Genomic DNA, 21,880 nt, shown 5'->3' with positions numbered 1-21,880 from the left:
CAAGACAAAGATGAGCAAAACAAAGTTGCGTGCCGCGCCGGCACAGGCGGCCGAGGCGGCGGCAGAGCTAGATCGCACCGATCGCGCCATCCTTCGCGCCCTGCAGCGCGACGCCTCGGTGTCGAACGTGGCGCTGGCCGCCAAGGTCAACCTCAGCGCGCCCGCCTGCCTGCGCCGCGTGGAGCGGCTCAAGGCCGCCGGGCTCATCAAGGGCATCGTGGCGCTGCTCGATGCCGACGCGCTGGAGCTCGGGATGCTGGTGATGATCGGCGTGGTGCTCGACCGCTCCACGCCCGACTCGTTTGCCGACTTCGAAAAGGCGGCGCAAAAGGTGTCCGGCTGCCTCGAATGCCACGTAGTCACGGGCGAGTTCGACTACTTCATGCTCGTGCGCACGCGCGACAACGACAGCTTCAACCGCCTGCACGCGGAGCAGCTGCTGTATTTGCCGGGCGTGCGGCAGATCCGGACTTTCGTGGTGCTCAAGCAGGTGCTGTCGACCACGCAATTGCCGATCTAGGGGCGCCCGCCACGGTACGGCCCATTTCCCCTGAGGTACCTGTCAGTGCCGTCCCACAAGGGGGCTCGATAGAATTGCGGCAGTTTTCTCTCGTCTTTCCGCCTTCTTTTTCCCCTATTTCCGCGAGGTATTTCCCATGGCACTCGTCTCGATGCGCGAACTGCTGGATCACGCAGCCGCCAACGGCTACGGCATTCCGGCCTTCAACGTCAACAACCTCGAACAGGTCCAGGCCGTGATGGAGGCCGCCAAGGAAACCGGCGCGCCCGTCATCCTTCAAGCCAGCGCCGGTGCCCGCAAATACGCCGGTGAAGCCTTCATCAAGCACCTGATCCAGGCCGCGATCGAGCAGTACCCGAACATTCCGCTGGTCATGCACCAGGACCACGGCCAGAGCCCGGCCATCTGCCAGGGCGCCATCGACCTCGGCTTTTCCTCGGTGATGATGGACGGCTCGCTGCACGAAGACGGCAAGACGCCGGCTTCCTTCGACTACAACGTCGACGTGACCCGCAAGGTCGTGCAGCTGGCGCACAAGGTCGGCGTTACGGTCGAAGGCGAACTGGGCTGCCTGGGTTCGCTCGAAACCGGCATGGCCGGCGAGGAAGACGGCATTGGCGCCGAAGGCGTGCTCGACCACTCCGCGCTGCTCACCGATCCCGAGGAAGCCGCCCAGTTCGTGAAGGCCACGCAGCTCGACGCGCTGGCCATTGCCATCGGCACCAGCCACGGCGCATACAAGTTCACCCGCAAGCCCACGGGCGACATTCTGTCGATTTCGCGCGTGAAGGAAATCCACGCCCGCCTGCCCAACACCCACCTGGTGATGCACGGCTCGTCGTCGGTGCCGCAAGACCTGCTCGAGATCATCCGCAAGTACGGCGGCAACATGAAGGAAACCTACGGCGTGCCGGTCGAGGAAATCCAGGAAGCCATCAAGTACGGCGTGCGCAAGATCAACATCGACACCGACATCCGCCTGGCCATGACCGGCGCGGTGCGCAAGTTCCTGGCCGAGAACCCCGAGAAGTTCGACGCCCGCGAATGGCTCAAGCCCGCGCGCGAAGCCGCCAAGCAGATCTGCAAGCAGCGCTACATCGAGTTCGGCTGCGAAGGCCAGGGCGCCAAGATCAAGGGCGAGACGCTGCAAGTGGTCGCCGCCAAGTACGCCAAGGGCGAGCTCGCGCAAGAAGTGGTCTGAAGAAAAACTTTTTCCGCGATTCGCAGGCCACCGTTCGCGGTGGCTTTTTTCTGCGCGCACAATCCGTTTTCCCCCGTCACCCGTTTCCGCACAGCATCGCCCCCATGACCACCGTCCACACCTCCTCCATCCAGAGCCTGCCCCTGCTTGCGCGCGGCAAGGTGCGCGACAACTACGCCGTCGGCGAAGACCGCATCCTGATGGTCGCGAGCGACCGGCTCAGCGCCTTCGACGTGATCATGGGCGAGCCGATTCCGGGCAAGGGCGAAATCCTCACGCAAATGGCGCTGTGGTGGTTCGAACGGCTTGGCCAGCTGTGCCCCAACCACCTGACGGGCGAAGCGCCCGAGAGCGTCGTCACGGCCGAAGAAGTGCCGCAGGTCACTGGCCGCTCGATGCTGGTCAAGCGCCTGACGCCGATTCCGGTCGAGGCGGTGGTGCGCGGCTACCTGGCCGGCAGCGGCTGGAAGGAATACCAGGAAAGCCGCTCCGTGTGCGGCGTTCCGCTGCCCGAAGGGCTTACCAACGCAAGCAAGCTGCCGCGCCCGATCTTCACGCCCGCCGCCAAGGCCGCGGCCGGCGAGCACGACGAGAACATCAGCTACGACCGCGTGGTCGAGATCGTCGGCCCCAAGCTGGCGCAGCAGATTCGCGAGACCAGCCTCGAGATCTACGAAACCGCCGCGCAGATCGCTCTCACCAAGGGAATGATCATTGCCGACACCAAGTTCGAGTTTGGCCTGGACGAAGCCGGCACGCTGGTGCTGATGGACGAAGTGCTGACGCCCGACAGCTCGCGCTACTGGCCGGTCGAGGGCTACCAGGCCGCGCTGGCCGCCGGCGCCAACCCGCCGAGCTACGACAAGCAGTTTGTGCGCGATTGGCTCGAGGCCACCAAGATCAACGGCAAGCCCTGGGACAAGACGCCGCCCGCGCCGCGCCTGCCGGCCGAAGTGATCGAGAAGACCGCGGCCAAGTACCGCGAGGCGCTGGAGCGCCTCACCGGCTGAGCTCGCTGGGTAGCCGGCTCCGGCCGCCTCAGCGGCTGGCCGAGTTCAGCGTTGCCACCGTCCGGCCGCTTGCGTCGAGCAATGCAAGCCGCCCCGGGCCGGCCAACCGATAGGTGGCGGCGGCCTGCAGCGCCGAGATGAATTGCGCTTCATTCGCGCCGCGCACAGGGTCGGCGCAGGCCATGCGGGTAGAGGCCAGTTGGCCGATGCGCAGCGTACTGCCGCTGCGCGTGAACGACCCCGACACCCGGTTGCAGCCGCCCGATCCGCTGACGCGGCCGCTGCTGCGGTCGAATTGGATCTGCGCATCGCCGCCGGGCGCCACGGGCTCGTTGCCCAGCTGCACGAGGCGCCAGACCGGCCCCTCGATCGGTTCGTCCAGGCTGATGCCGCTGCCGCAACCGGACAGCGCGGCCCCGAGGACGACGGCCGCGAAAACGGGAAGCGCGAGGCGGGCGCGATGGCGGGCGAGGAAACGCATGGCCGGTTTTTCCTTCTTCTCAATTGCAACAAGTTGAATCGCCTGCAATCGTATTCGACGCCGGCCTAGCTCGCCAATGCCGTGCCGCCTGCCAAACGGGCGCGAACGCAGTTTCGTACGCTGGCCGGCGTGGCCTCGTCGTCGAGCAGCGCGGGCCACTCGGCCTGGGCTTGGCGCACGGTGTCGCGGGCGATGGCCATGAGCCGGGGGGGCGCAGCAGCCCGGCCGCGCGCAGCAGCGCTTCGAGCGCTGGCCAGTCGAAGGCGCGCAGGCGTGCATCGATGGCGCGGTTGACCGCGTAGTCGACCGCCGGCACGTCTTCGAAGAAAGCCGCCACGCACACCGGGTCGTAGAGCGGCGCCAGCACCGGCGCCACGCCGTCGGGGTAGCGCAATGCCCAGTTCTTCAGGTGGGCGTCGCTGTTGCCCAGCAGGATGAAAGCCACGATGCGTCGCACGCATTCGCGCACGTCGGCCACCGGGTTGGGCGACAGCCGGTCCAGCACGCGCAGCATGGCGGGCCAGTCGACGTTGAGCCCGCGGCCGTACTTCTGGCGCGGCTCGTACTGCAGCACCTGGGCGAACTCCTCCATGTGGATGCGGCCGCCATCGGCCGTGCGGTCGAAGCGGCGCACGGCAAGGATCTGTCCGAACGGCACCTGCTCGGGCAGGTCGGCTTCGGTGCGCTCGATCACGCTGGCCTCGGCGCAGTCAAGGCCGAGTGCGCCGCACAGGCGATACCCGGTGTGCTCGTTGGCTACCAGGTCGGGGTGGCGCGTGGTCGGCAGCTTGAGGATGAATGAGCCGGCTGCGCCGTGACGCCGCACCACGTAGCGCCGGCCATCCTGCACGGCGGAGAACTTGGTCACCACGCCTGGAATGGCGGCCGCGTCTTCCACCGGCAGTTCGACGAAGCCCGGTTCGAGCACGTCCAGCCCGAGCGCGGTGTGCCAGTGCCGGACCGTGTCGGGAATGCCTTCGGCCGTGGGCACGGGCTCGACCTCGAGCGCGCCCATGAGGTCGTGTCCGGCGGCGGCCAGCAGTTCGAACTCGTCGTCCGCGCTGCAGCCGCGCTGCAAGGCGAGGCGCTCACGGTTGTGGCCTTCGGGCAGCAGGTTCTGGAAATAGCTCGGCCAGTGGCCGTCGCTGCGCGACACCCGGGCATCGCGGGCTGAGGCCAGGATGGCCCGGGTCGCGGCCTCGTCGGCACCCCGGTAGGCGAGCGAGAGTGTGGGTCGGGCCGGATCGGCGATGTAGGCCTCGTCGAACGACACGCGAAGAATGTCGCCGTACTGCGAGAGATAGCCAATGGCGCGCCGCCCGTCCGCGGCTTGGGCATTGTCGCCGGGCGCATGCAGGTACATCCGCAGATAGCGGATGCCGGTGTTGAACGCGGCGCGGGTGCTCACCTTCCTTCGTCAGCCAGGCTCTGTGCAATGGAGGGCGGCGCGCCCGCGCCCGCGGGCTGGCCAAGCAGCCGGCCGCCCGATCGCACGAAGTCTTCCAGTTGCGGGCGCAGCGCGGCGGGCACCGTCATGAGTTCGAGCCCCAGCACGCGCGCCATTTCGAGCAGCGTTGAAAGCCGCGGATCGATCTGGCCGCTTTCGATGCGCTGCACCGTCATGCGCGAAAGGCCGGCTTGGGTCGCCAAGGCCTCCTGGCTCAGGCTTGCTGCCTTCCGGGCCTTTTCGAGTTCTTCAGTGAGTTGGATCATTAGCGTACGCTTTTACATCGAATTGAGTAGTAATGATATCTATATGAGACTGGGAAGGGCAATAAAAAGCGACTCTCAAGTCGCTTTTTTATCTAATTGCTCATTGCAATGAGCAATTCGTTGCTCAACTCAACACCACGCTGCTGAGCCGGCGGCGATAGGTGGCCACCAGCGGATCGTCCGGTGGAATCTGCCCGTCGGCCACTTTCACCTTCGGCGGCTCGATGAGATCGAGGATGGCGATGTAGGTCTTGCGCGCGAGTTCTTCGTTCCAGCTCTTGTCGCGCATGAGGATTTCGAGCAGTTCGTCCATGGCATCGGTCCAGCGCTGCTCGGCTACCAGCAGGCGGGCGCGGCCGAAACGGGCGTCGAAGTCGCGCTTGCCGGCGGCAATCTTGGCATCGAAATCAGCCAATGACGGCGCGGCTCCGGATGCCGGCGCCGCAAAGTCGATGGCGTCCATCCAGCGCTGCAGCGAATCGAAGCGGCGCACCAGCGTGGTCTTGGCGATGACGGGGGCGAAAGCCACCTTGGCATCGTCGATGCGGCCCTCTTGCAGCAGCAGCTTGATGTAGTCGAAGCGCGCATCGTCGTTGGCCGGGTCGGTGGCCACCGCATGCTGCAGCCGCTCGAGTGCGCCTTCGGTGTCGCCCTCGGCCAGCGCTTCCTGGGCTGCGGCTTCCTCGGAGGCGGCCTCGACCTCTTCGGCGCCGGGCACGTGCTTGTCGAGGAATTCGCGGATCTTGTCGGCCGGAATGGCGCCGACGAAGCCGTCGACCGGCTGGCCGTCCTTGAACATCACGCAGAACGGGATGCTGCGCACGCCGAACATCTCCGACAGTTGCGACGAAATCTGGGGCACCTTGTCGGCGTCGAGCTTGGCCAGCGTGAAGCGGCCGGCGTATTCGGTTTCGAGCTTTTCGAGCACCGGGCCGAGCTGTTTGCACGGGCCGCACCATTCGGCCCAGATGTCCAGCAGCACCGGCGTGGCGACCGAGCCTTCGATCAGTTCGGCCTGAAAATTTTCGAGAGTGATGTCGATCATCGGAACCAGCTGGGGGTGAAACGTAAAATTGAAACCATGAACGAAACCATTCAGGTCGGTGTAGTGATGGGCTCGAGCTCCGATTGGGAGACGATGCGCAACGCGGTCGAGATTCTCCAGCAATTCGGAATCAAGCACGAAGCGAAGGTGGTCTCGGCCCACCGGATGCCCGATGCGCTCTTCGCGTACGCCGAAAGCGCCGCCGGGCGAGGGCTCACCGCAATCATCGCGGGCGCGGGCGGCGCGGCGCATCTGCCGGGCATGCTGGCCTCCAAGACCACCGTGCCCGTGCTGGGCGTGCCGGTGGCCAGCCGCCACCTGCAGGGGGTCGATTCGCTCTACAGCATCGTGCAGATGCCCAAGGGCGTTCCGGTGGCGACCTTTGCCATCGGCAATGCGGGGGCCGCCAATGCGGCCCTTTTCGCGGTGGCGATGCTGGCGGTGAGCGATCCGGCGCTGCGCGCCCGGCTCGACGCCTTCCGCACCGCGCAAACCGCCGCGGCCGAGGCCATGACGCTGCCGCCACCTCCCGCGGCCGAGGCCGGCGCCGTATCGCCTTTTTCGCCGCAAGGCGGGGGTGCACTGTGAGCAAGAACGACCTTCCCATTCTTCCGGGCGCCACGCTCGGCGTGCTTGGCGGCGGCCAGCTGGGCCGCATGTTCGCCCACGCCGCCCAGCGCATGGGCTATTTCACGGCGGTGCTCGACCCCGACGCCGACAGCCCGGCCGGCCGCGTGAGCCATCACCACATCCATACCGACTACGCCGACGTGGACGGCCTGGCACGGCTCGCGGGCCTGGCCGACGCGGTGACGACGGAGTTCGAGAACGTGCCCGCGCCGTCGCTCGACAAGCTGTCCGTCGCCCGGCCCGTGGCGCCCGACGCGGCGGCCATTGCCATCGCGCAGGACCGCATGGCCGAAAAGGCTCATTTCACGCGCTGCGGCGTGGCCTGTGCACCGTACGCCGTCATCGAGACGGCGGCGCAGCTTGCCGCCGGTGACGACGGGCTGCTGCCCGGCATTCTCAAGACGGCCCGCCTCGGCTACGACGGCAAGGGCCAGCAGCGCGTGTCCACCCGGGCCGAGCTGATCGACGCCTGGCAGGCCGCGGGCTGCGTGCCGTGCGTGCTCGAAAAGCTGCTGCCGCTCGAGTTCGAATGCTCGGTGATCGTGGCGCGCGGCCGCGACGGGCAGATCGTGCACTTTCCGCCCCAGCGCAACCTGCACCGGGGCGGCATCCTGGCCGTGACCGAGGTGCATGCGCAGAACATGCCCAAGACGGTGGCGCAGGCCGCCATCAACTCGGCAAAGAGCATTGCCTCCGGGCTGAACTACGTGGGCGTGCTGTGCGTCGAGTTCTTCGTGCTGACCGACGGCTCGCTGGTGGTGAACGAAATGGCACCGCGGCCGCACAACAGCGGCCACTACACCATGGAGGCCTGCGACGTGTCGCAGTTCGAACTGCAGGTGCGCACCCTTGCCGGCTTGCCGCTGGCCCCGCCGCGGCAGCACAGCCCGGCGATCATGCTGAACCTGCTGGGCGACCTGTGGTTCACCGCCGAGGGCGGCGACAAGCCGGTAACGCCGCGCTGGAGCGACGTGCTCGCGCTGCCGGGCGCCCACCTGCACCTCTACGGCAAGGTCGAACCGCGACGCGGCCGCAAGATGGGCCACATCACCTTCACCGGCGCCACGCTCGAGGGCGTGCGCGCCGCGGCGTCGCAAGCCTCCACACTGCTCGGCCTGCCGGCGCTCACGGCGGCCGACTTCGCATGATTCTCGACGGCCAGTCTCCCCAGGCCATCGCCGAAGCCGCGCGCGTGCTGCGCGCGGGCGGGCTGGTCGCGTTTCCGACCGAAACCGTCTATGGCCTGGGCGCCGATGCCACCAGCGACATGGCGGTGGCCGGCATCTTCAAGGCCAAGGGGAGGCCTTCGGACCATCCGCTGATCGTTCACGTGGCGGCCGGCATCAAGGGCACCGAGGCGCTGTCGCGCTTTGCGCAGCCGCTTCCGCCGTTCGCGCAGAAGCTGGTGCAGGCCTTCTGGCCCGGCCCGCTCACGCTGATCGTCACGCGCCAGCCCGGCGTTGCGGCCGCGGCGGCGGGCGGGCAAGACACCATCGGCTTGCGCTGCCCTTCGCATCCGGTGGCGCAGGCGCTGCTCGAGGCCTGCGCCGAGCAGGGCGTCCCCGGCCTAGCGGGGCCCAGCGCCAACCGGTTCGGCCGCGTGAGCCCGACCACCGCGCAGCATGTGTTCGACGAATTCGGCGATTCGCTGCCGGTGGTCGACGGCGGTGCCTGCGAGGTGGGCATCGAGTCGACCATCATCGACTGCAGCCGCGGCGCGCCCGTGCTGCTGCGGCCGGGCCTGATCACGCGCGCGCAGGTCGAGGCCGCGCTGGGCGAGCGCCTGAGCGACCGCGAGGTGCTCGAAACGCCCGATCCACGCGCCCCCGGCACGCTGGAGGCGCACTACGCCCCCAATGCCAAGCTGCGGCTGATGGATGCCAAGGCCATTCAGACCGGGCTCGACGTGCTCGGCGCCGGCGCCGCGAACATCGCGGTGTGGACGCGCGTCGGGGTGCGCAGCCATTCGCAGCGCGTGCTGCAGCGGCGCATGCCCGACGACGCAGCGGCCAGCGCGCACCAGCTGTTCGCGGTGCTGCGCGAATTCGACGCGCAAGGCGTCAAGCTGATCTGGGTCGAGACGCCGCCGGACACGCCCGAGTGGGAAGGCGTACGCGATCGCCTTCAACGCGCGTCGATGGGCTGACCAAGGGTTAACCGCCGGCGGCCAGCACGCCCTGGAAGAAGCCACGCGCCGAAGCCAGGCAGAACGGCGGCGCCAGCGTGCCGTGATAGGCCAGAGTGACCGCTCGCGCCTTGTCGGCCTCACTGCCCGGGCTGTTCTGCGCCAGGGTGCTCTTGGCCTGCGCAAAGCCGGCGCGCGCGGCGGAATAGGCGTCGGTGGTGGCGTTGTCTTCCAGGTCGACCACGGTCAGCGCGGCGGCGGGCATGCCGCGGGCGCGGAAGTAGCCGGCGGTGGCGCGGGTGCTGAGGAAATTCACGGTCGGGTCGTTGGCGCCGCCGCACATGAGCACCGGCCGGGTCGGCAGCCAGTTGCGCAGGTCGTTGGCGCGCGCCGCCTTTCTAAAGCCCACGGCCGGCCGGCAATCGAGCGGCGAAGTCGTGCTGAGCGAACTCGCCGTGGGAGGCAGCGCATTGCCAGGGCAGGGGTTCGCCTGGATGTCGCTGGCCGCCTGCGTCAGGTAGCTCTGGCGGATCAGGTTGTTGGCGCCATAGAAGATCGACAGGTCGGGGCTCACCGGCCCCGGCGTGGCGCCCGCCGGAAAGAGCGCCAGCTGCGGCAGCTTTCCATTCGCGAAAAGCGTGGTGATGGGCGTCAGGCTCGGCAGCAGGGTGTCGATGCCGGGGGCGTACTGCGATTCGTAGATGTCGCTGGTGCTGCCGTACACGTCGCCGAACTGCTGCTGCCAGCTGGCCGAGAGCAGCGGCACGAACAGCGTGCTGCCCAGCGCCGGCCAGCCCTGGAAGGTGTAGTCCGCCAGCAGGCCGATGGCCGATGGCGCCGAGAGCGGCGCCGACGCGGTGACCGCCTTGCCCGTGGCCTGCATCTCGCGGTGCGCCGCCATGGCCACGTAGCCGCCCTGCGAATAGCCGGTGATCAGCAGCGAGCCCGCATCGGTCGCGTTGATGCCCGAGAAGGTCTTGCGCGCCGCGGTGAGCGCATCGACCATGTCCTTGCCTTGCTGGTCGCCGTTCAGGTACGGGTGATAGGGCAGTGTCGACTTGTCGTAGCCCGCATAGTTGGGCGCCACCACGAGGTAGCCCTGCGCCGCGAACATGGCGGCAACCAGAAGGCCTTCGCCGGCCGCGGGCTGGCCGGCTTCGGTCCACTTGGCCATGTTGAAGTTGCGCGCGGCGGTGGTGCCGTGGGCATACAGCACCACCGGCCGCGCGCCGTTGCAGGCCACGTCGGCGCCGGAGGGCACCATGACCGCGGCCGTGGCGTTGGTGGCTTCGTTCTTGCCGCCGATGGTGCGGTATTCGAGATAGCGCGTCTCGATGCCGCACTTGGGCGTGCCGGTCACCTGAAGCAGCGCTCTGCCCGAAGCATCGGCCTCGAGCAGCGACCTGAACTGGTCGGCGGTCAGCTTCGACGCCTGCTCGGGCGGGTCCGTCACGACGGAGCCTCGGCCCGTATCCGTCGCGGGCGGAGGAAGGCCGATTCCGATGCCGCCTCCGCCACCACCGCCGCCTCCTCCGCCACAGGCCGCCAGCAGCAGCGCGGCGCCGATGAGCGCCGCCGATGCCGCCCCTCTTTGCATCGAGAGGCGGGAAGGTTGTTGCGGTGTCTTCAAGGCGTATCTCCTGTGTTGCACGGGTGTCGAATCGAACGGGCGTCCGATTCTGTGCAGCGCCCCTGCCGCGCGCAAGCGGCTATCACCTACAGAAGTTTTCAGTACACGGTGCGGCAGGCCAGGCGACCAAGCGACCAGGCGCCTAGTTGTCCTGGTAAGCCCAGTCGACCAGGGCGTCGAACGCCGCCCGCGCCGCACCCGCGTTCTCGCCGTTGGCAATGGCCACCAGCACGTAGCGCCGTCCGCTCGCGCCATGCACGTAGCCAGCCACGCCCGACGAGTCGCGCAGCGTGCCCGTCTTCAGGTGCGCCGCGCCGCCCGAGCGCAGCGCGCGCCGCTTGAGCGTGCCGTCCACGCCCGAGGCGGGCAGCGACGACACCAACTCGGGCATCACCGGCGAGCGCCACGCGACCTGCAGCATCTTGCCGAGCGCCGCGGCGCTGATGCGCTCTTCGCGCGACAGGCCCGAACCGTTGTCGAACACCGGCTGCCCCTCGCCCGTACCGATGCGGTCGCGCCACCATTGGCCCAGCGCATTGCGTGAAGCTTCGAAAGTGCCGCGGTTCTTTTGCGTGAGGCCGAGCGTCAGGAACACCTGCTGCGCCATCACGTTGTTGCTGTACTTGTTGATGTCGCGAATCACCTCCGCGAGCGGCGGCGAGCCGAACTCGAACACCGGCTTCAGGCCCGGCGGCACTCGGCCGTCGCGCATCTGCCCGCCGACGCGGCCGCCCATCTCGGCCCACATGCCGCCGACGGCGCGCAGCCCGTAGGTGCGCGGGTCGGCATAGGCCACGGCCCAGCTTTTCTCGCCGCAGGCGGTCGGCAGCGCACCGTTGAACCGGATGCGGTTCGGGTCGCTGAAGTCGGGCCTGATCGCCGTGCGCCAGTCGCCGCATTCGCCGGGCGCTAGCGCGATGGTGGGCTGCATGGACACGCTGGCGAGCGGGGGCTCGTAGTTGATGCGCGCCTGTTGCCCGCCGCGCTCGGGCGTGAAGGTCATGTTGACCGACTTGAAGTTGACCAGCAGCGCGTCGGGCGAGGCGTTGTAGGGCCGCAGCGGCTCGCCGTCGAAGGCGGCCGGATCGTTTTCGGCCGTGTTCTCGAAGGTGCTGCGGTCCAGCACGATATCGCCGTTCACGGTGGTAATGCCCAGGCCCTGCACGCGGCGCAGCAGCAGCCACACGCGCTCGAGCACCAGCTTGGGGTCGCCCTGGCCCTTGATGTAGAGGTTGCCGTTGAGCACGCCGTTGTTCACCGTGCCGTCGACGTAGACCGGCGTGTTCCAGCTGTAGGCCGCACCGAGCAGGTCGAGCGCCGCGTAGGTGGTCACCACCTTCATGATCGATGCGGGGTTCACCGGCACCTGCGAGCGCCACGCCAAGCGCGGCGGGCGCACGCCGTCGGCATCGGCCACCAGCATGGTTACCGAGTCGCGCGGCACCCTGGCGCGTGCGAGGGCCGTCTCTACTTCGGTCGGAAAAGCTTGCTGCGCGTGGGCGCCGGAGGCGAAAAGCGTGACAAGGGAGAGCGCGCAGACAGGCCGCAGGAAGGAGAGACGAGGAAGAACCATCGGCCGATTATCTCGGCGGAAAAACATGCAGCTGCGCGTGGTACAGCAGCATGACGGTCTTGGCATCGGCAATGCGCCCGTCCGCCACCATGGCCAGCGCTTCGTCGATGCCGAGTTCGAGCACCTCGATGTCCTCGCCCTCGTCGGCCAGGCCGCCGCCATTGCCCACGCGCATCGAAGGCTCGTACTCGGCGATGAAGAAGTGCAGCTTCTCGGTCACCGAGCCCGGGCTCATGAAGGTTTCGAAGATCTTCTGCACCGCGCCGAGCCTGTAGCCCAGTTCTTCTTCCACCTCGGCGCGAATGCGCTCCTCGGGCGCCGCGTTGTCCAGCAGGCCGGCGGCCGCTTCGATCAGCAGGTCGTCGTGGCCGTTGACAAAAGCCGGGTAGCGAAACTGCCGCGTCAGCAGCACCGTGCGCCGGGCCCGGTCGTAGGGGAGCAGCGTGGCGCCATTGCCGCGGTCATAGGTTTCGCGGTGCATGCGCTGCCACTTGCCGTCGTTGCGCCGCCAGTCGAAGGCGGTGGTCTTCAGCGTGTACCAGTTGTCGGAAAGAAGGATGGCTTCGTGCACCCGGACGCGGTCTTGAAGGGTCATGATGCAAAGCTTATGCGTAAATTCGTGCATCAACAAGAAAATTCGTGCAATCTGCAGCTTGGCCGGATACGATCGCCCGATGCTTACCCGCCAGCGCAAACAACACATCCTCTCGGTCCTGCAGCGCGACGGCAGCGTTGTCGCGAAGTCGCTCAGCGAGGAGCTCGCGCTGTCGGAAGACACCATTCGCCGCGATCTGCGGGAGCTCGCCGCCGAAGGGCTGCTGCAGCGCGTGCACGGCGGTGCGCTGCCGCTCGCCAGGGCCGAGGCCGACTTTGCGGGCCGCCTGCAGCTGGCAACCGCCGAGAAGGTGGCCATCGGCCGTGCCGCTGCGCGATTGGTGCGGCCGGGGCAGGTGGTGTTCATCGACGGCGGCACCACGGCCGTGCAGATGGCGCGGCACCTGCCCGAAAGCCTGCGTGCCACCGTGGTGACGCACAGCCCCTCGGTGGCGGTCGAGCTGGCTGGCCACGTCGCCGTCGAGGTGGTGCTGATCGGCGGGCGGCTTTTCAGGCATTCGATGGTGGCGGTGGGCGCCGCGGCCATGGACGCCATCTCGCGCATCCATGCCGACACCTTCTTCATGGGCGTGACCGGCGTGCAGGCCGAAGCAGGGCTGACGACCGGCGATGACGAAGAGGCCGCGATCAAGCGCGCGCTGATGGCGGCGGCGGCCGAGACGGTGGTGCTGGCCTCATCGGAAAAAATCGGCGCCGCTTCGGCCTGGGTGATCAACCCGGTTTCGGCCGCCACCCATCTGCTGGTGTCGCCCGAGGCGCCGGGCCCGGCGCTGGCGGCGCTGCGCAAGGCGGGGCTGGCCATCTTGCGCAGCGACGGCGGCTGATTCGCCCCTGGCCGGCGGGGCGGCGGCGAGCCCTCGATAATCGGGGGATGCCTGCCACGCCCCGTTTTTCGCCCCGCACGCTCGGCATCGGCGCGGCCGTGGTCACCGTGCTGGTCTGGACCGCCTTCATCGTCATCGCCCGGGCCTCGGCCGGCCGCTCGCTCACGCCTTTCGACCTGGCCCTGGCGCGCATCTGCGGCGCCAGCATGGTGCTGGTTCCATGGGGTGCGTGGCTGGTCATGAAGAGCCGGCGCGAGCAGCAGGGAGGCACGGCCTCCTCGCTGTTCGGGCTTTCGCCTCTTTCCCTGCGCGTCACCGCCACCGCCGGCGTCTTCGGCGGCCTCGCCTACGCCATGCTTGCGTACAGCGGCTTCTTCTTTGCGCCCGCGGGCCATGCCGCGGTGCTGATGCCGGGCAGCCTGCCGCTGTGGACCACGCTGCTGGCCGCCCTGGTGCTGCGCGACCGAATCACGCCGGGCCGGGCCTTCGGCCTGGCGCTGATCGTTGCCGGCGACCTCATGGTCGGCGGGCGCAGCCTGCTGCACGCCTTCGAGGGCGGCGAGGTCTGGAAGGGCGACCTGCTTTTCATGGGCGCAGCGTTCTGCTGGGCCTGCTACAGCGTGGTGGCACGCCGCCATGGGCTCGACGCCGTGCGCGCGACCATTGCCATTACCGTGTTCGCACTGCTGACCTATGTGCCGGTGTACAGCCTGTTGGTGGCGGGCGGCGCGGTCGTGAGCCACATCGGCTCCGCCCCTTGGGGCGAGATGGCGTTTCAGATGCTGTTCCAGGGCATCGGCTCGGTGGTGATCTCGGGCATTACCTTCACGAAAATGATTCAATATTTCGGGCCGGTGCGCAGCACCATGATCACGGCGCTGGTGCCCGGCCTTTCGGCCTTCGGCGCGGTGATCTGGCTCGACGAGCCGCTGTACTGGAACCTGATCGCCGGCCTGCTGCTGGTGACCGCCGGCATCCTGTTCGGCGTGCAGAAGGCCGTCGGAGCGCGCAATGCCGCAGTACCCGCAGTACCCGCGGTTCCGGCTGCCGCAGCCATGGGACGCCGCGATGCATAAGCTCCTGGCCTTCGACACCAGCACTGAACACCTGTCCGTCGCGGTGTGTCACGGCGAGCGCCTGTTCACGCACAGCGGCGCTGGCGGCGCCCAGGCGTCGAGCACGTTGATCCCGCTCATCCTGCAATTGCTGGCCGAGGCCGGGCTCGAGCTGGCCGCGCTCGACGCCATCGCCTTCGGCCGCGGGCCGGGTTCCTTCACGGGCCTGCGCACCGCCTGCTCGGTGGCCCAGGGGCTGGCCTTCGGCTCCGGTGTGCGATTGCTGCCGGTCGACACCCTGCTGGCCGTGGCCGAGGAAGCGCGCCATGCCTTCGGCGCCCGCCAGGTGGTTGCGGTGCTCGATGCGCGCATGGACCAGCTGTATGCCGCCCGCTACGACTTCGAAGGCGGCGGCGAACTTGGCGCGTTGCAAGGCAACGACAACGAGCCGCTGCTGCTGGCCCCCGAGGCGCTCGAAGTGCCCGCCGGCTGGTCGCTCGCCGGCAATGCCTTTGCGGCCTACGGCCCGCGCCTGGCGCCGGCGGCAGCGCGCCACGAGGTGCTGCCGACGGCCGCCGCCATGCTTCGGCTCGCGCCGGCGCTGCTGGCCGCCGGACGCACTGTGGATGCGGCACATGCCTGGCCGCTGTATGTTCGCGATAAAGTGGCGCAAACCACGGAAGAGCGTGCCGCCATCAAGGTGGCCGCGGTTGCGATTTCACCAGTGACCCACCCATGAGTGCCGTTCTCCAGCCCGTCGAAGCCCGACTCGAACCGCTCACCATCGAGCGGCTCGAGGCTGTCTGCGCGGTGGAGCACACGGCCTACAGCCATCCGTGGACGCGCGGGAATTTCATCGATTCCATGGCCGTTGGCTACCACTGCCAATGCCTGCTCGCGCCGGTGTCGCTGCCGAACCTGGCCACGCCGGTTACCAGCCTCGGCGAAACGCTGATCGGCTACTACGTCGCCATGAAGGGCGTCGACGAGGTGCATCTGCTCAACATCACCGTGGCGCCGGCTTTCCAGCGCCAGGGCTGGGCGCCGTTGATGCTCGAGGCGCTGACCGGGTGGTCGCGCGGCGAAGGCGCGCAGTGGCTGTGGCTCGAGGTGCGCGAAAGCAACCGGCGTGCGCTCGACATCTATGTGCGCCAGGGTTTCCGCAGCGTCGGCGTGCGCAAGGGCTATTACCCGGCGCATGAGGGCAAGCGCGAAGACGCCGTGGTCATGAGCCTGAGATTGAACGAAACAGGCTCCGCCTGGGGAGCCTTGCGATGAGTGCGGTACAGACACTGAAGCTCGATGCGCGCCAGCGCGCGATGCTCGACGAGATGGGCGTGAAGGTCTGGTGGCCGATGCCCGAAGCCGTCGAGGCGACCCCCGTCGTTGCAGAGGCGCAAGCAGTTGTCGCAGAGCCGCCGCCCGTCGACGAGCGCGAACCGTACGTCGCCGAAACGCCCGTGGCCGCGCCTGCGCATGCACCGGCCGCAAGGCCCGCCGCGGCACCGGGGCCGGTCGCTCGCCCAGCAACTGCACCTGCCGCGGCACCGCTCGCCCATGGCGCCGCCGTGCTGGTCGAAACGCCCCGTCGCCTCTATGCCGAGGCCGGAAGCACCGAGTCGGCCCAAGGCGGCTGGCTGGTCGTGGCCGACATGCCGCCCGAAGCCGACGGCCGCCACGGCGAGCCCTTTGCGGGCGACGCCGGCAAGCTGCTCGACAACATGCTTCGCGCCCTCAAGCTGCACGACGGCAAGACGCCGGTCCACCTGATGCGCACGCACCGCGGCGTGGGCGCAGGACAGCCCGGCAGCCCGCGTCCCATGGCCGAGGCTTTCGAGGAACATGCCGCCGCGCTTGCGCCCAGCATGGTGCTCGCCATGGGCCCGCTGGCCGCCCAAAGCCTGATGCAAAGCACCGACCCGCTCGGCAAGCTGCGCGGCCGCGCCGTGCCGCTGCACTCGGTCAACGGCGTGCCGGTGGTCGCCACCTACCACCCGGCTTACCTGCTGCGAAACCCCGCCGACAAGGCGCGCGCCTGGGCCGACCTGTGCCTGGCAGCCGACCAGCAAATGCCGTCGAAATAAGCGGCGGCCGGCGGGTCCTTAAAATCGGGCCCCATGACTTTCCTCGACAAGCTGGCCACCGCACAGCAAAAAAACGGTTCGTTGCTCTGCGTGGGGCTCGATCCGGAGCCAGCCAAGTTCCCGGGGCAACTCAAGGGCGACGCGAGCCGCATCTATGACTTCTGCGCGCGCATCGTCGATGCGACCGCCGACCTGGTGATTGCCTTCAAGCCGCAGATTGCCTACTTCGCGGCCCACCGCGCCGAAGCCCAGCTCGAACAACTGATGGAGCACATGCGCCGCAACGCGCCCCATGTGCCGGTGATCCTGGACGCGAAGCGCGGCGACATCGGCTCCACCGCCGAGCAATATGCCATCGAGGCCTTCGAGCGCTATGGCGCCGACGCGGTCACGTTGTCGCCCTTCATGGGCTTCGACTCCGTGGCGCCGTACCTCAAGCACGAAGGCAAGGGCGCCTTTTTGCTGTGCCGTACCAGCAACCCCGGCGGCTCCGACCTGCAGGGCCAGCGCCTCGCGGACATCGAGGGCCAGCCCTTTCTCTATGAGCACGTCGCCAAGCTCGCGCAAGGCCCGTGGAACCTCAACGGCCAACTCGGCCTCGTGGTGGGCGCCACCTATCCGGCCGAGATCGAACGCGTGCGCGAACTCGCGCCTACGGTGCCGCTGCTGATTCCGGGCGTCGGCGCCCAGGGCGGCGACGCAGTGGCCACGGTGCGCGCCGGCTGGCGCGCCGATGCGCCGATCATCGTGAACTCGTCGCGCGCCATCATCTACGCCTCCTCGGGCGACGACTTCGCGGTCGCAGCGAAGAGCGCCGCACGCACCACGCGCGACGCACTAGAAGCCGCCAAGGCCTGACGGGCTTTTTCGTGGAACACCGCGGAACCGGCTTGCCGGGCCGCTGGTGTTGCCCCCGGTGAGGGGTTGGAGAAGCGACACGAAGTGCGCGAAGCCTGGGGAGAGCCAATCAGGCGCGGCGGAGCCGGGTAAAGGCTTCGAACTCCCAATTCCGCATGCCCAGCAGCAGCGTGTAGCCCTCGCGGTCCTTGGCCGAGAGCTTCTGGTCCGTCTGGTGCTGCTGCGCAAAGTCTTGCGCCACGCGCTGCAGGCGCTCCAAAAACGCCGGTGCCAATGACCGGCTGATGGAGCCGTGCACCAGCAGCAGCCCCTCGGCCGGGCCGTCGAAACCGCCGCGGTAGTAGTCGAGCACCACGTTCTCGCGAAAGAACTCCATCACCGGGCCGTGCGGCCGCCAGCGGAAGGTCTTGGCCAGCTTCAGCCGGTAGCGGTTGAGCGGCCGCAGTTCGATGATGCCGATGCGGTCCAGCTGCGCCAGGAAGCCGATGCACTCCGCCTCGGTGATCCGGTACGAGGCCACGATCTGCTCCAGCGTCCACTGGCTCAGCACGCTGATGGCCACCAGCAGCAGCTTCTTGTCCTTGACCACCGCCCTTTCCTGCTCCTGCGTGAGCTCCTTCAGCAGCGGCTGGGCGTCGGCCACGCGGCGCGCCAGCTCGGCAAAGTCGATCTTGAGCGCGCGGCAGATCGCATCGACGCGCGACAGCGGCATGTCGCTCTTGGCGAGCATGCGCTTGACGCTGGATTCCGCCATGTCGAGCGACCGCGCCAGGTCGGCGTAGGTCATGCGGGCGCTCTTGAGTTCGTTCTTGAGGGCTTGGACGAGGTCGACGGTGGTGCTCATGAAAGGTGGCTTGTGCGGGGAGGGGTATCGAAAAAGGATACCGAAAGGTGTGAATTAATACCTCGTATCGATTCTCGATGCCTACAGAGAGGCTGGCAACTAAATTCCGCGGCTCGTACCACCCAACCAACGAGGCCCGCCATGTTCCTGCCCACTCTCAGCCGCCGCGAACGCGCGCTGCTCTTCACGTTTGCGCTGCTTGCGCTGGTGGCTCTGTTCGGCCCCGCGCTGCCCGCGGCCGACGTGGCAATTGCCTCGGTGTTTGCCGACAACCGCACCTGGCACGGCCTGCCCAATGCCATGGACGTGCTGAGCAACCTGCCGTTCCTGCTGATCGGCTGCTGGGGCCTGTACCGGCTCAACCGCATCGACCGGGCCCATCAGCAGGCGCTGGCCCAGTTTCCCCTGGCACCCCCGGCCAGCGACCCGCCGGACAACACGCTCGATTGCGCCTGGCTGTTCTTCGCCGGCCTGATCGCCACCGCGGCGGGCTCCGCCTTCTATCACCTGCTGCCGGACGCACCCCGCCTCGCGGCCGACCGCGCCGGCATGGCCGTGGCCTTTGCGGGGCTGATCGGCATTGCGGTCTGCGAACGCGTGAGCCAGCGTGCCGGCTGGCCCGCGGCCTGGTTCGTGCTGACGGCAGGGTTGCTCGCGGCAGAGGTGGTCCAGGAGACCGGCAATGTCCTGCCCTGGGCCCTTGTGCAGTTCGGCGGCATGGCGCTGGTGCTGACGCTTGCGCTTGCCACGCCGATGCGCGGCGCGGTCGGCCTCAAGCTGGGTTGGGTGATCTTCTTCTATGTGGTGGCCAAGGCCTTCGAGCTGGCGGACCACCAGATCTACGAGGCCTCCGGGCACCTGATCTCCGGCCACAGCTTGAAGCACCTGGTGGCGGCGCTCGCGGGCTTGCCGGTCCTGGCGGCGCTCCGGAAGCTCGATATGGGCTGGCGGGCAACGTTGCTGCGGCACAATCCCGACGCAGCCGCACTGACGGCCTGAGGAGAATTCTTCGAATGACAAACCCCGCCGCTGCTGCCGTTACCGCGCCCCACGAAGCGAACGCCCACGCCAACCAGTTCGCTCTTCTCAAGCAGCGGCGCTTCGCGCCTTTCTTCTGGACGCAGTTCGCGGGCGCGGCGAACGACAACCTCTTCAAGTTCGCCTTCACCGTCATGGTGACCTACCAGCTCCAGCTGAGCTGGATGCCGCCGGCCATGGCGGGCCTGGTGATCGGTGCGCTGTTCATCCTGCCGTTTCTGCTGTTCTCGGCCACGGCGGGGCAGCTCACCGACAAGTTCGACAAGACGAAGATCATCCGGTTCGTGAAGAACTTCGAGATCGCGATCATGCTGATTGCGACATGGGGCTTCATGCGTGCCGATGCGGTGGTGCTGCTGGGCTGCGTATTCCTCATGGGCCTGCATTCCACGCTGTTCGGCCCGGTCAAGTTCGCCTACCTGCCGCAGGTGCTCGACTCGCGCGAGCTCACCGGCGGCAACGGCATGGTGGAGATGGGCACTTTCGTCGCCATCCTGCTCGGGCAGGTGGCGGGCGGGCTGCTGGTGGCGCTGCCGCAAATCGGCCACACCACGGTGGCGGTGGCCTGCGTGTTGCTGGCACTGCTCGGACGCGGCGTGGCGCAGGCCATTCCGCAGGCACCGGCCACCGACCCGGGGCTGGTGATCAACTGGAACCCGTTCAGCGAGACCTGGCGCAACCTCAAGCTCGCGCACGGCAACATCGTGGTGTTCCGCTCGCTGCTGGGCATTTCGTGGATGTGGTTCTTCGGCGCCGTCTTTCTGAGCCAGTTTCCCAGCTTTGCGAAGGAAGTGCTGCATGGCGACGAGCAGGTGGCCTCGCTGCTGCTGGTGGTGTTCTCGGTGGGCATCGGCGTGGGTTCGCTGCTGTGCGAAACGCTGAGCCGCCGGCAGGTGGAAATCGGCCTGGTGCCGCTGGGCGCCATCGGCATGAGCGTGTTCGCCATCGACCTGTACTTTGCATCGCGCGCGCTGCCGCCTTCCTCCGGCATGGGGCTGGGCGCCTTCATGGGCCAGGCCGCGCACTGGCGCGTGATGGCCGACCTGGCGCTGCTGTCGCTCTTCGCGGGGCTTTACAGCGTGCCGATGTATGCGCTGATCCAGCTGCGCAGCCAGCCCACGCACCGCGCACGGATCATTGCGGCCAACAACATCCTCAACGCGCTGTTCATGATCGGCAGCTCGGTGCTCGCGGGCGCATTGCTCGGCGCCGGCTTCACCATTCCACAGATCTTCCTGTTCACCGGCATTGCCAACGCGGTGGTGGCGTTCTACATCTTCATGCTGGTGCCGGAGTACCTGCTGCGCTTCATTGCGTGGATGCTGTCGCACTTCGTCTATCGCTTCGAGATCAAGGGCGACGAGCACATTCCCACCGAAGGCGCGGCGGTGCTGGTGTGCAACCACGTGAGCTTCATCGACGCCATCCTGCTGATGGCGGCGAGCCCACGGCCCATCCGTTTCATCATGGACCACCGGATCTTCAAGGTGCCGGTGCTCGGCTGGCTGTTCAAGCTGGCCAAGGCCATTCCGATCGCGCCGCAGAAGGAAGATCCCGCCGCCTACGAAGCCGCCTTTGCCCGCGCGTTGCAGGTGCTGCGCGAGGGTGACCTGCTGGCGATCTTTCCCGAGGGCGCCATCACCCGCGACGGCCAACTGCAGCCGTTCAAGGGCGGCGTGATGAAGATCATCGAAAGCGCGCGCGCCGAAGGCATCGAGCCGCCGGTGATCCCCATGGCGCTGACCAACCTCTGGGGCTCGTACTTCAGCCGCATCGAGTTGCGCGGCGGACAGAACGTGGCCATGGCCAAGCCGTTCCGCCGCGGTTTCTTCAGCCGCGTGGGGCTGAACGTCGGCCATGCGGTGCCGCCGGTCGAAGTGCAGCCCGAGGCGCTGCAGCAGCGCGTGAGCGGGTTGCTGGCAGCCTGACGCGCAGAGGCACGGCTCGCCGGCGCGCAAGGCGCCGGAAAGTATCTTGACGGGATACCGATAGCGGCTCAAACCAGAACTGGTCGAAGCATTTGATCCTCGCGGCGCGGGGGCGAACCATCATTCGCCCACCTTCACTACGCCGCGAGGCATTCATGCAACCCTTCCCTTCCACCACCGTTTCGATCCAACGCGATACGCGGGCCTGGCAGCTTCAGGTCTGGGCTTCTTTCGCCATTGCCGTGTTCCTGTGTGCCACCGGCTTGAGCTGGCTGCCGGGCGAGGCGCTGGACCGCGCGTTCATGGTGATGGGCTATGTGTTCTGCCTGAGCACCGCCTTCATGCTGGCCAAGTTCATCCGCGAGAACCAGCACGCGGACGCCGGTGGCACCGCAGGCCGCGACGTGCCGATGTGGCGCCTGGTGGTCTGGGGCAGCTTCTTCACCGCCATGGGCCTGACCGGCTGGGGCTTGATCCGCATGGAGATCAACGATGCCTACAAGGCCTTCCTGGGTGTGAGCTGGCTGTTCCTGATCAGCTCGGCCTTCACGCTGGCGAAGACGCTGCGCGACCGCCACGAAGCCGATCTTGTCGAAGCGCGCCTGCAAGGCCGCCGTGCCGCCCGCCAGGAAGCCGCTGCCGCCGGCTCGGCCGAATGAGCGCTGCTTCTTCGCTTTGTTTTGACCCACATCTCAACCAACGAAAG

General features: G+C 67.8%; 22 protein-coding genes and 1 pseudogene. 15 read left to right on the top strand and 8 right to left on the bottom strand.

What is annotated here, in order from left to right:
* Window positions 1-10: 10 nt before the first annotated feature.
* From M0765_RS07630 to M0765_RS07620, 3 genes are all read left to right on the top strand, one after another.
* Window positions 11-520, top strand: coding sequence for an Lrp/AsnC family transcriptional regulator (locus tag M0765_RS07630; protein WP_258502910.1), 510 nt, complete (start codon window positions 11-13; stop codon window positions 518-520).
* A gap of 136 nt (window positions 521-656) precedes the next feature.
* Window positions 657-1,721 carry a class II fructose-bisphosphate aldolase gene (gene fba / locus M0765_RS07625; RefSeq protein ID WP_258502908.1) on the top strand — a complete coding sequence of 355 codons (1,065 nt, stop codon included), beginning with the start codon at window positions 657-659 and terminating at the stop codon, window positions 1,719-1,721.
* Between the two features lie 104 nt (window positions 1,722-1,825).
* Window positions 1,826-2,731 carry a phosphoribosylaminoimidazolesuccinocarboxamide synthase gene (locus tag M0765_RS07620; protein ID WP_258502906.1) on the top strand — a complete coding sequence of 302 codons (906 nt, stop codon included), beginning with the start codon at window positions 1,826-1,828 and terminating at the stop codon, window positions 2,729-2,731.
* A 28-nt stretch (window positions 2,732-2,759) separates the two neighbouring features.
* Here M0765_RS07620 and M0765_RS07615 read toward each other — a convergent pair whose 3' ends face one another.
* The 4 genes and pseudogenes from M0765_RS07615 to M0765_RS07600 all read right to left on the bottom strand — a co-directional run bounded on the left by M0765_RS07615 (window position 2,760) and on the right by M0765_RS07600 (window position 5,970).
* Window positions 2,760-3,212, bottom strand: coding sequence for an META domain-containing protein (locus M0765_RS07615; protein ID WP_258502905.1), 453 nt, complete (start codon window positions 3,210-3,212; stop codon window positions 2,760-2,762).
* Between the two features lie 65 nt (window positions 3,213-3,277).
* Window positions 3,278-4,575: pseudogene (locus tag M0765_RS07610) on the bottom strand (type II toxin-antitoxin system HipA family toxin).
* Window positions 4,576-4,616: 41 nt separating this feature from the next.
* Window positions 4,617-4,925, bottom strand: coding sequence for a helix-turn-helix domain-containing protein (locus tag M0765_RS07605; protein ID WP_126748556.1), 309 nt, complete (start codon window positions 4,923-4,925; stop codon window positions 4,617-4,619).
* Window positions 4,926-5,049: 124 nt separating this feature from the next.
* On the bottom strand, window positions 5,050-5,970 hold the full coding sequence (locus M0765_RS07600) for a tetratricopeptide repeat protein (RefSeq protein ID WP_258502902.1): 921 nt from the start codon (window positions 5,968-5,970) through the stop codon (window positions 5,050-5,052).
* A 36-nt stretch (window positions 5,971-6,006) separates the two neighbouring features.
* Here M0765_RS07600 and purE point away from each other — a divergent pair, with 36 nt between their 5' ends.
* The 3 genes from purE to M0765_RS07585 are packed head-to-tail and all read left to right on the top strand — an operon-like array spanning window position 6,007 to window position 8,746.
* Entirely contained in the window at window positions 6,007-6,558 is a 552-nt protein-coding gene (gene purE, locus M0765_RS07595) for a 5-(carboxyamino)imidazole ribonucleotide mutase (RefSeq protein ID WP_258502901.1), read from the top strand.
* Window positions 6,555-7,748 carry a 5-(carboxyamino)imidazole ribonucleotide synthase gene (locus M0765_RS07590; protein ID WP_258502900.1) on the top strand — a complete coding sequence of 398 codons (1,194 nt, stop codon included), beginning with the start codon at window positions 6,555-6,557 and terminating at the stop codon, window positions 7,746-7,748. Before purE ends, M0765_RS07590 begins: the two co-directional genes overlap by 4 nt.
* Window positions 7,745-8,746 carry an L-threonylcarbamoyladenylate synthase gene (locus tag M0765_RS07585; RefSeq protein WP_258502898.1) on the top strand — a complete coding sequence of 334 codons (1,002 nt, stop codon included), beginning with the start codon at window positions 7,745-7,747 and terminating at the stop codon, window positions 8,744-8,746. Before M0765_RS07590 ends, M0765_RS07585 begins: the two co-directional genes overlap by 4 nt.
* Before the next feature lie 7 nt (window positions 8,747-8,753).
* Here the strand turns inward: M0765_RS07585 and M0765_RS07580 are convergent, their stop codons facing one another.
* The 3 genes from M0765_RS07580 to M0765_RS07570 all read right to left on the bottom strand — a co-directional run bounded on the left by M0765_RS07580 (window position 8,754) and on the right by M0765_RS07570 (window position 12,523).
* The gene (locus M0765_RS07580; protein ID WP_258508173.1) at window positions 8,754-10,322 is read right to left on the bottom strand and encodes an alpha/beta hydrolase family protein; all 1,569 of its coding nucleotides are present in this window, start codon (window positions 10,320-10,322) and stop codon (window positions 8,754-8,756) included.
* Window positions 10,323-10,497: 175 nt separating this feature from the next.
* Window positions 10,498-11,928, bottom strand: coding sequence for a D-alanyl-D-alanine carboxypeptidase/D-alanyl-D-alanine endopeptidase (dacB, locus tag M0765_RS07575; RefSeq protein ID WP_258502896.1), 1,431 nt, complete (start codon window positions 11,926-11,928; stop codon window positions 10,498-10,500).
* Between the two features lie 7 nt (window positions 11,929-11,935).
* Window positions 11,936-12,523 carry a GDP-mannose pyrophosphatase gene (locus tag M0765_RS07570; protein ID WP_258502895.1) on the bottom strand — a complete coding sequence of 196 codons (588 nt, stop codon included), beginning with the start codon at window positions 12,521-12,523 and terminating at the stop codon, window positions 11,936-11,938.
* Window positions 12,524-12,602: 79 nt separating this feature from the next.
* Between M0765_RS07570 and M0765_RS07565 the strand changes: the two genes are divergently transcribed.
* Genes M0765_RS07565 through pyrF form a run of 6 tightly spaced genes read left to right on the top strand, consistent with a single transcriptional unit; the run spans window position 12,603 to window position 17,364 of the window.
* On the top strand, window positions 12,603-13,367 hold the full coding sequence (locus M0765_RS07565) for a DeoR/GlpR family DNA-binding transcription regulator (protein ID WP_258502893.1): 765 nt from the start codon (window positions 12,603-12,605) through the stop codon (window positions 13,365-13,367).
* A 47-nt stretch (window positions 13,368-13,414) separates the two neighbouring features.
* Window positions 13,415-14,443: a DMT family transporter gene (locus tag M0765_RS07560; RefSeq protein WP_258502892.1), complete on the top strand. Its 1,029-nt coding sequence runs from the start codon at window positions 13,415-13,417 to the stop codon at window positions 14,441-14,443.
* A complete protein-coding gene (gene tsaB / locus M0765_RS07555) occupies window positions 14,436-15,161 on the top strand; it encodes a tRNA (adenosine(37)-N6)-threonylcarbamoyltransferase complex dimerization subunit type 1 TsaB (RefSeq protein WP_258502890.1) in 726 nt (241 codons plus the stop codon). The genes M0765_RS07560 and tsaB overlap by 8 nt, the downstream gene beginning before the upstream one ends.
* On the top strand, window positions 15,158-15,700 hold the full coding sequence (gene rimI / locus M0765_RS07550; RefSeq protein WP_258502888.1) for a ribosomal protein S18-alanine N-acetyltransferase: 543 nt from the start codon (window positions 15,158-15,160) through the stop codon (window positions 15,698-15,700). The genes tsaB and rimI overlap by 4 nt, the downstream gene beginning before the upstream one ends.
* Window positions 15,697-16,506 carry a uracil-DNA glycosylase family protein gene (locus M0765_RS07545; protein WP_258502887.1) on the top strand — a complete coding sequence of 270 codons (810 nt, stop codon included), beginning with the start codon at window positions 15,697-15,699 and terminating at the stop codon, window positions 16,504-16,506. Before rimI ends, M0765_RS07545 begins: the two co-directional genes overlap by 4 nt.
* Window positions 16,507-16,539: 33 nt before the next feature.
* Complete coding sequence (gene pyrF, locus M0765_RS07540) at window positions 16,540-17,364, top strand: orotidine-5'-phosphate decarboxylase (protein WP_258502885.1); 825 nt, start codon at window positions 16,540-16,542, stop codon at window positions 17,362-17,364.
* Window positions 17,365-17,473: 109 nt separating this feature from the next.
* Here pyrF and M0765_RS07535 read toward each other — a convergent pair whose 3' ends face one another.
* The gene (locus M0765_RS07535; protein ID WP_258502883.1) at window positions 17,474-18,208 is read right to left on the bottom strand and encodes a helix-turn-helix domain-containing protein; all 735 of its coding nucleotides are present in this window, start codon (window positions 18,206-18,208) and stop codon (window positions 17,474-17,476) included.
* Window positions 18,209-18,349: 141 nt separating this feature from the next.
* Between M0765_RS07535 and M0765_RS07530 the strand changes: the two genes are divergently transcribed.
* From M0765_RS07530 to M0765_RS07520, 3 genes are all read left to right on the top strand, one after another.
* On the top strand, window positions 18,350-19,207 hold the full coding sequence (locus tag M0765_RS07530; protein ID WP_258502882.1) for a hypothetical protein: 858 nt from the start codon (window positions 18,350-18,352) through the stop codon (window positions 19,205-19,207).
* Window positions 19,208-19,221: 14 nt separating this feature from the next.
* A complete protein-coding gene (locus M0765_RS07525) occupies window positions 19,222-21,174 on the top strand; it encodes an MFS transporter (protein WP_258502880.1) in 1,953 nt (650 codons plus the stop codon).
* A gap of 155 nt (window positions 21,175-21,329) precedes the next feature.
* A complete protein-coding gene (locus M0765_RS07520; protein WP_258502879.1) occupies window positions 21,330-21,833 on the top strand; it encodes a YiaA/YiaB family inner membrane protein in 504 nt (167 codons plus the stop codon).
* Window positions 21,834-21,880: the final 47 nt, after the last annotated feature.

The sequence above is a fragment of the Variovorax sp. S12S4 genome, from assembly GCF_023195515.1.
GTDB lineage: Bacteria > Pseudomonadota > Gammaproteobacteria > Burkholderiales > Burkholderiaceae_C > Variovorax.
The sequence above is the reverse complement of the archived record's forward strand: the minus strand, read 5'-3'. Positions and strand labels throughout refer to the sequence as shown.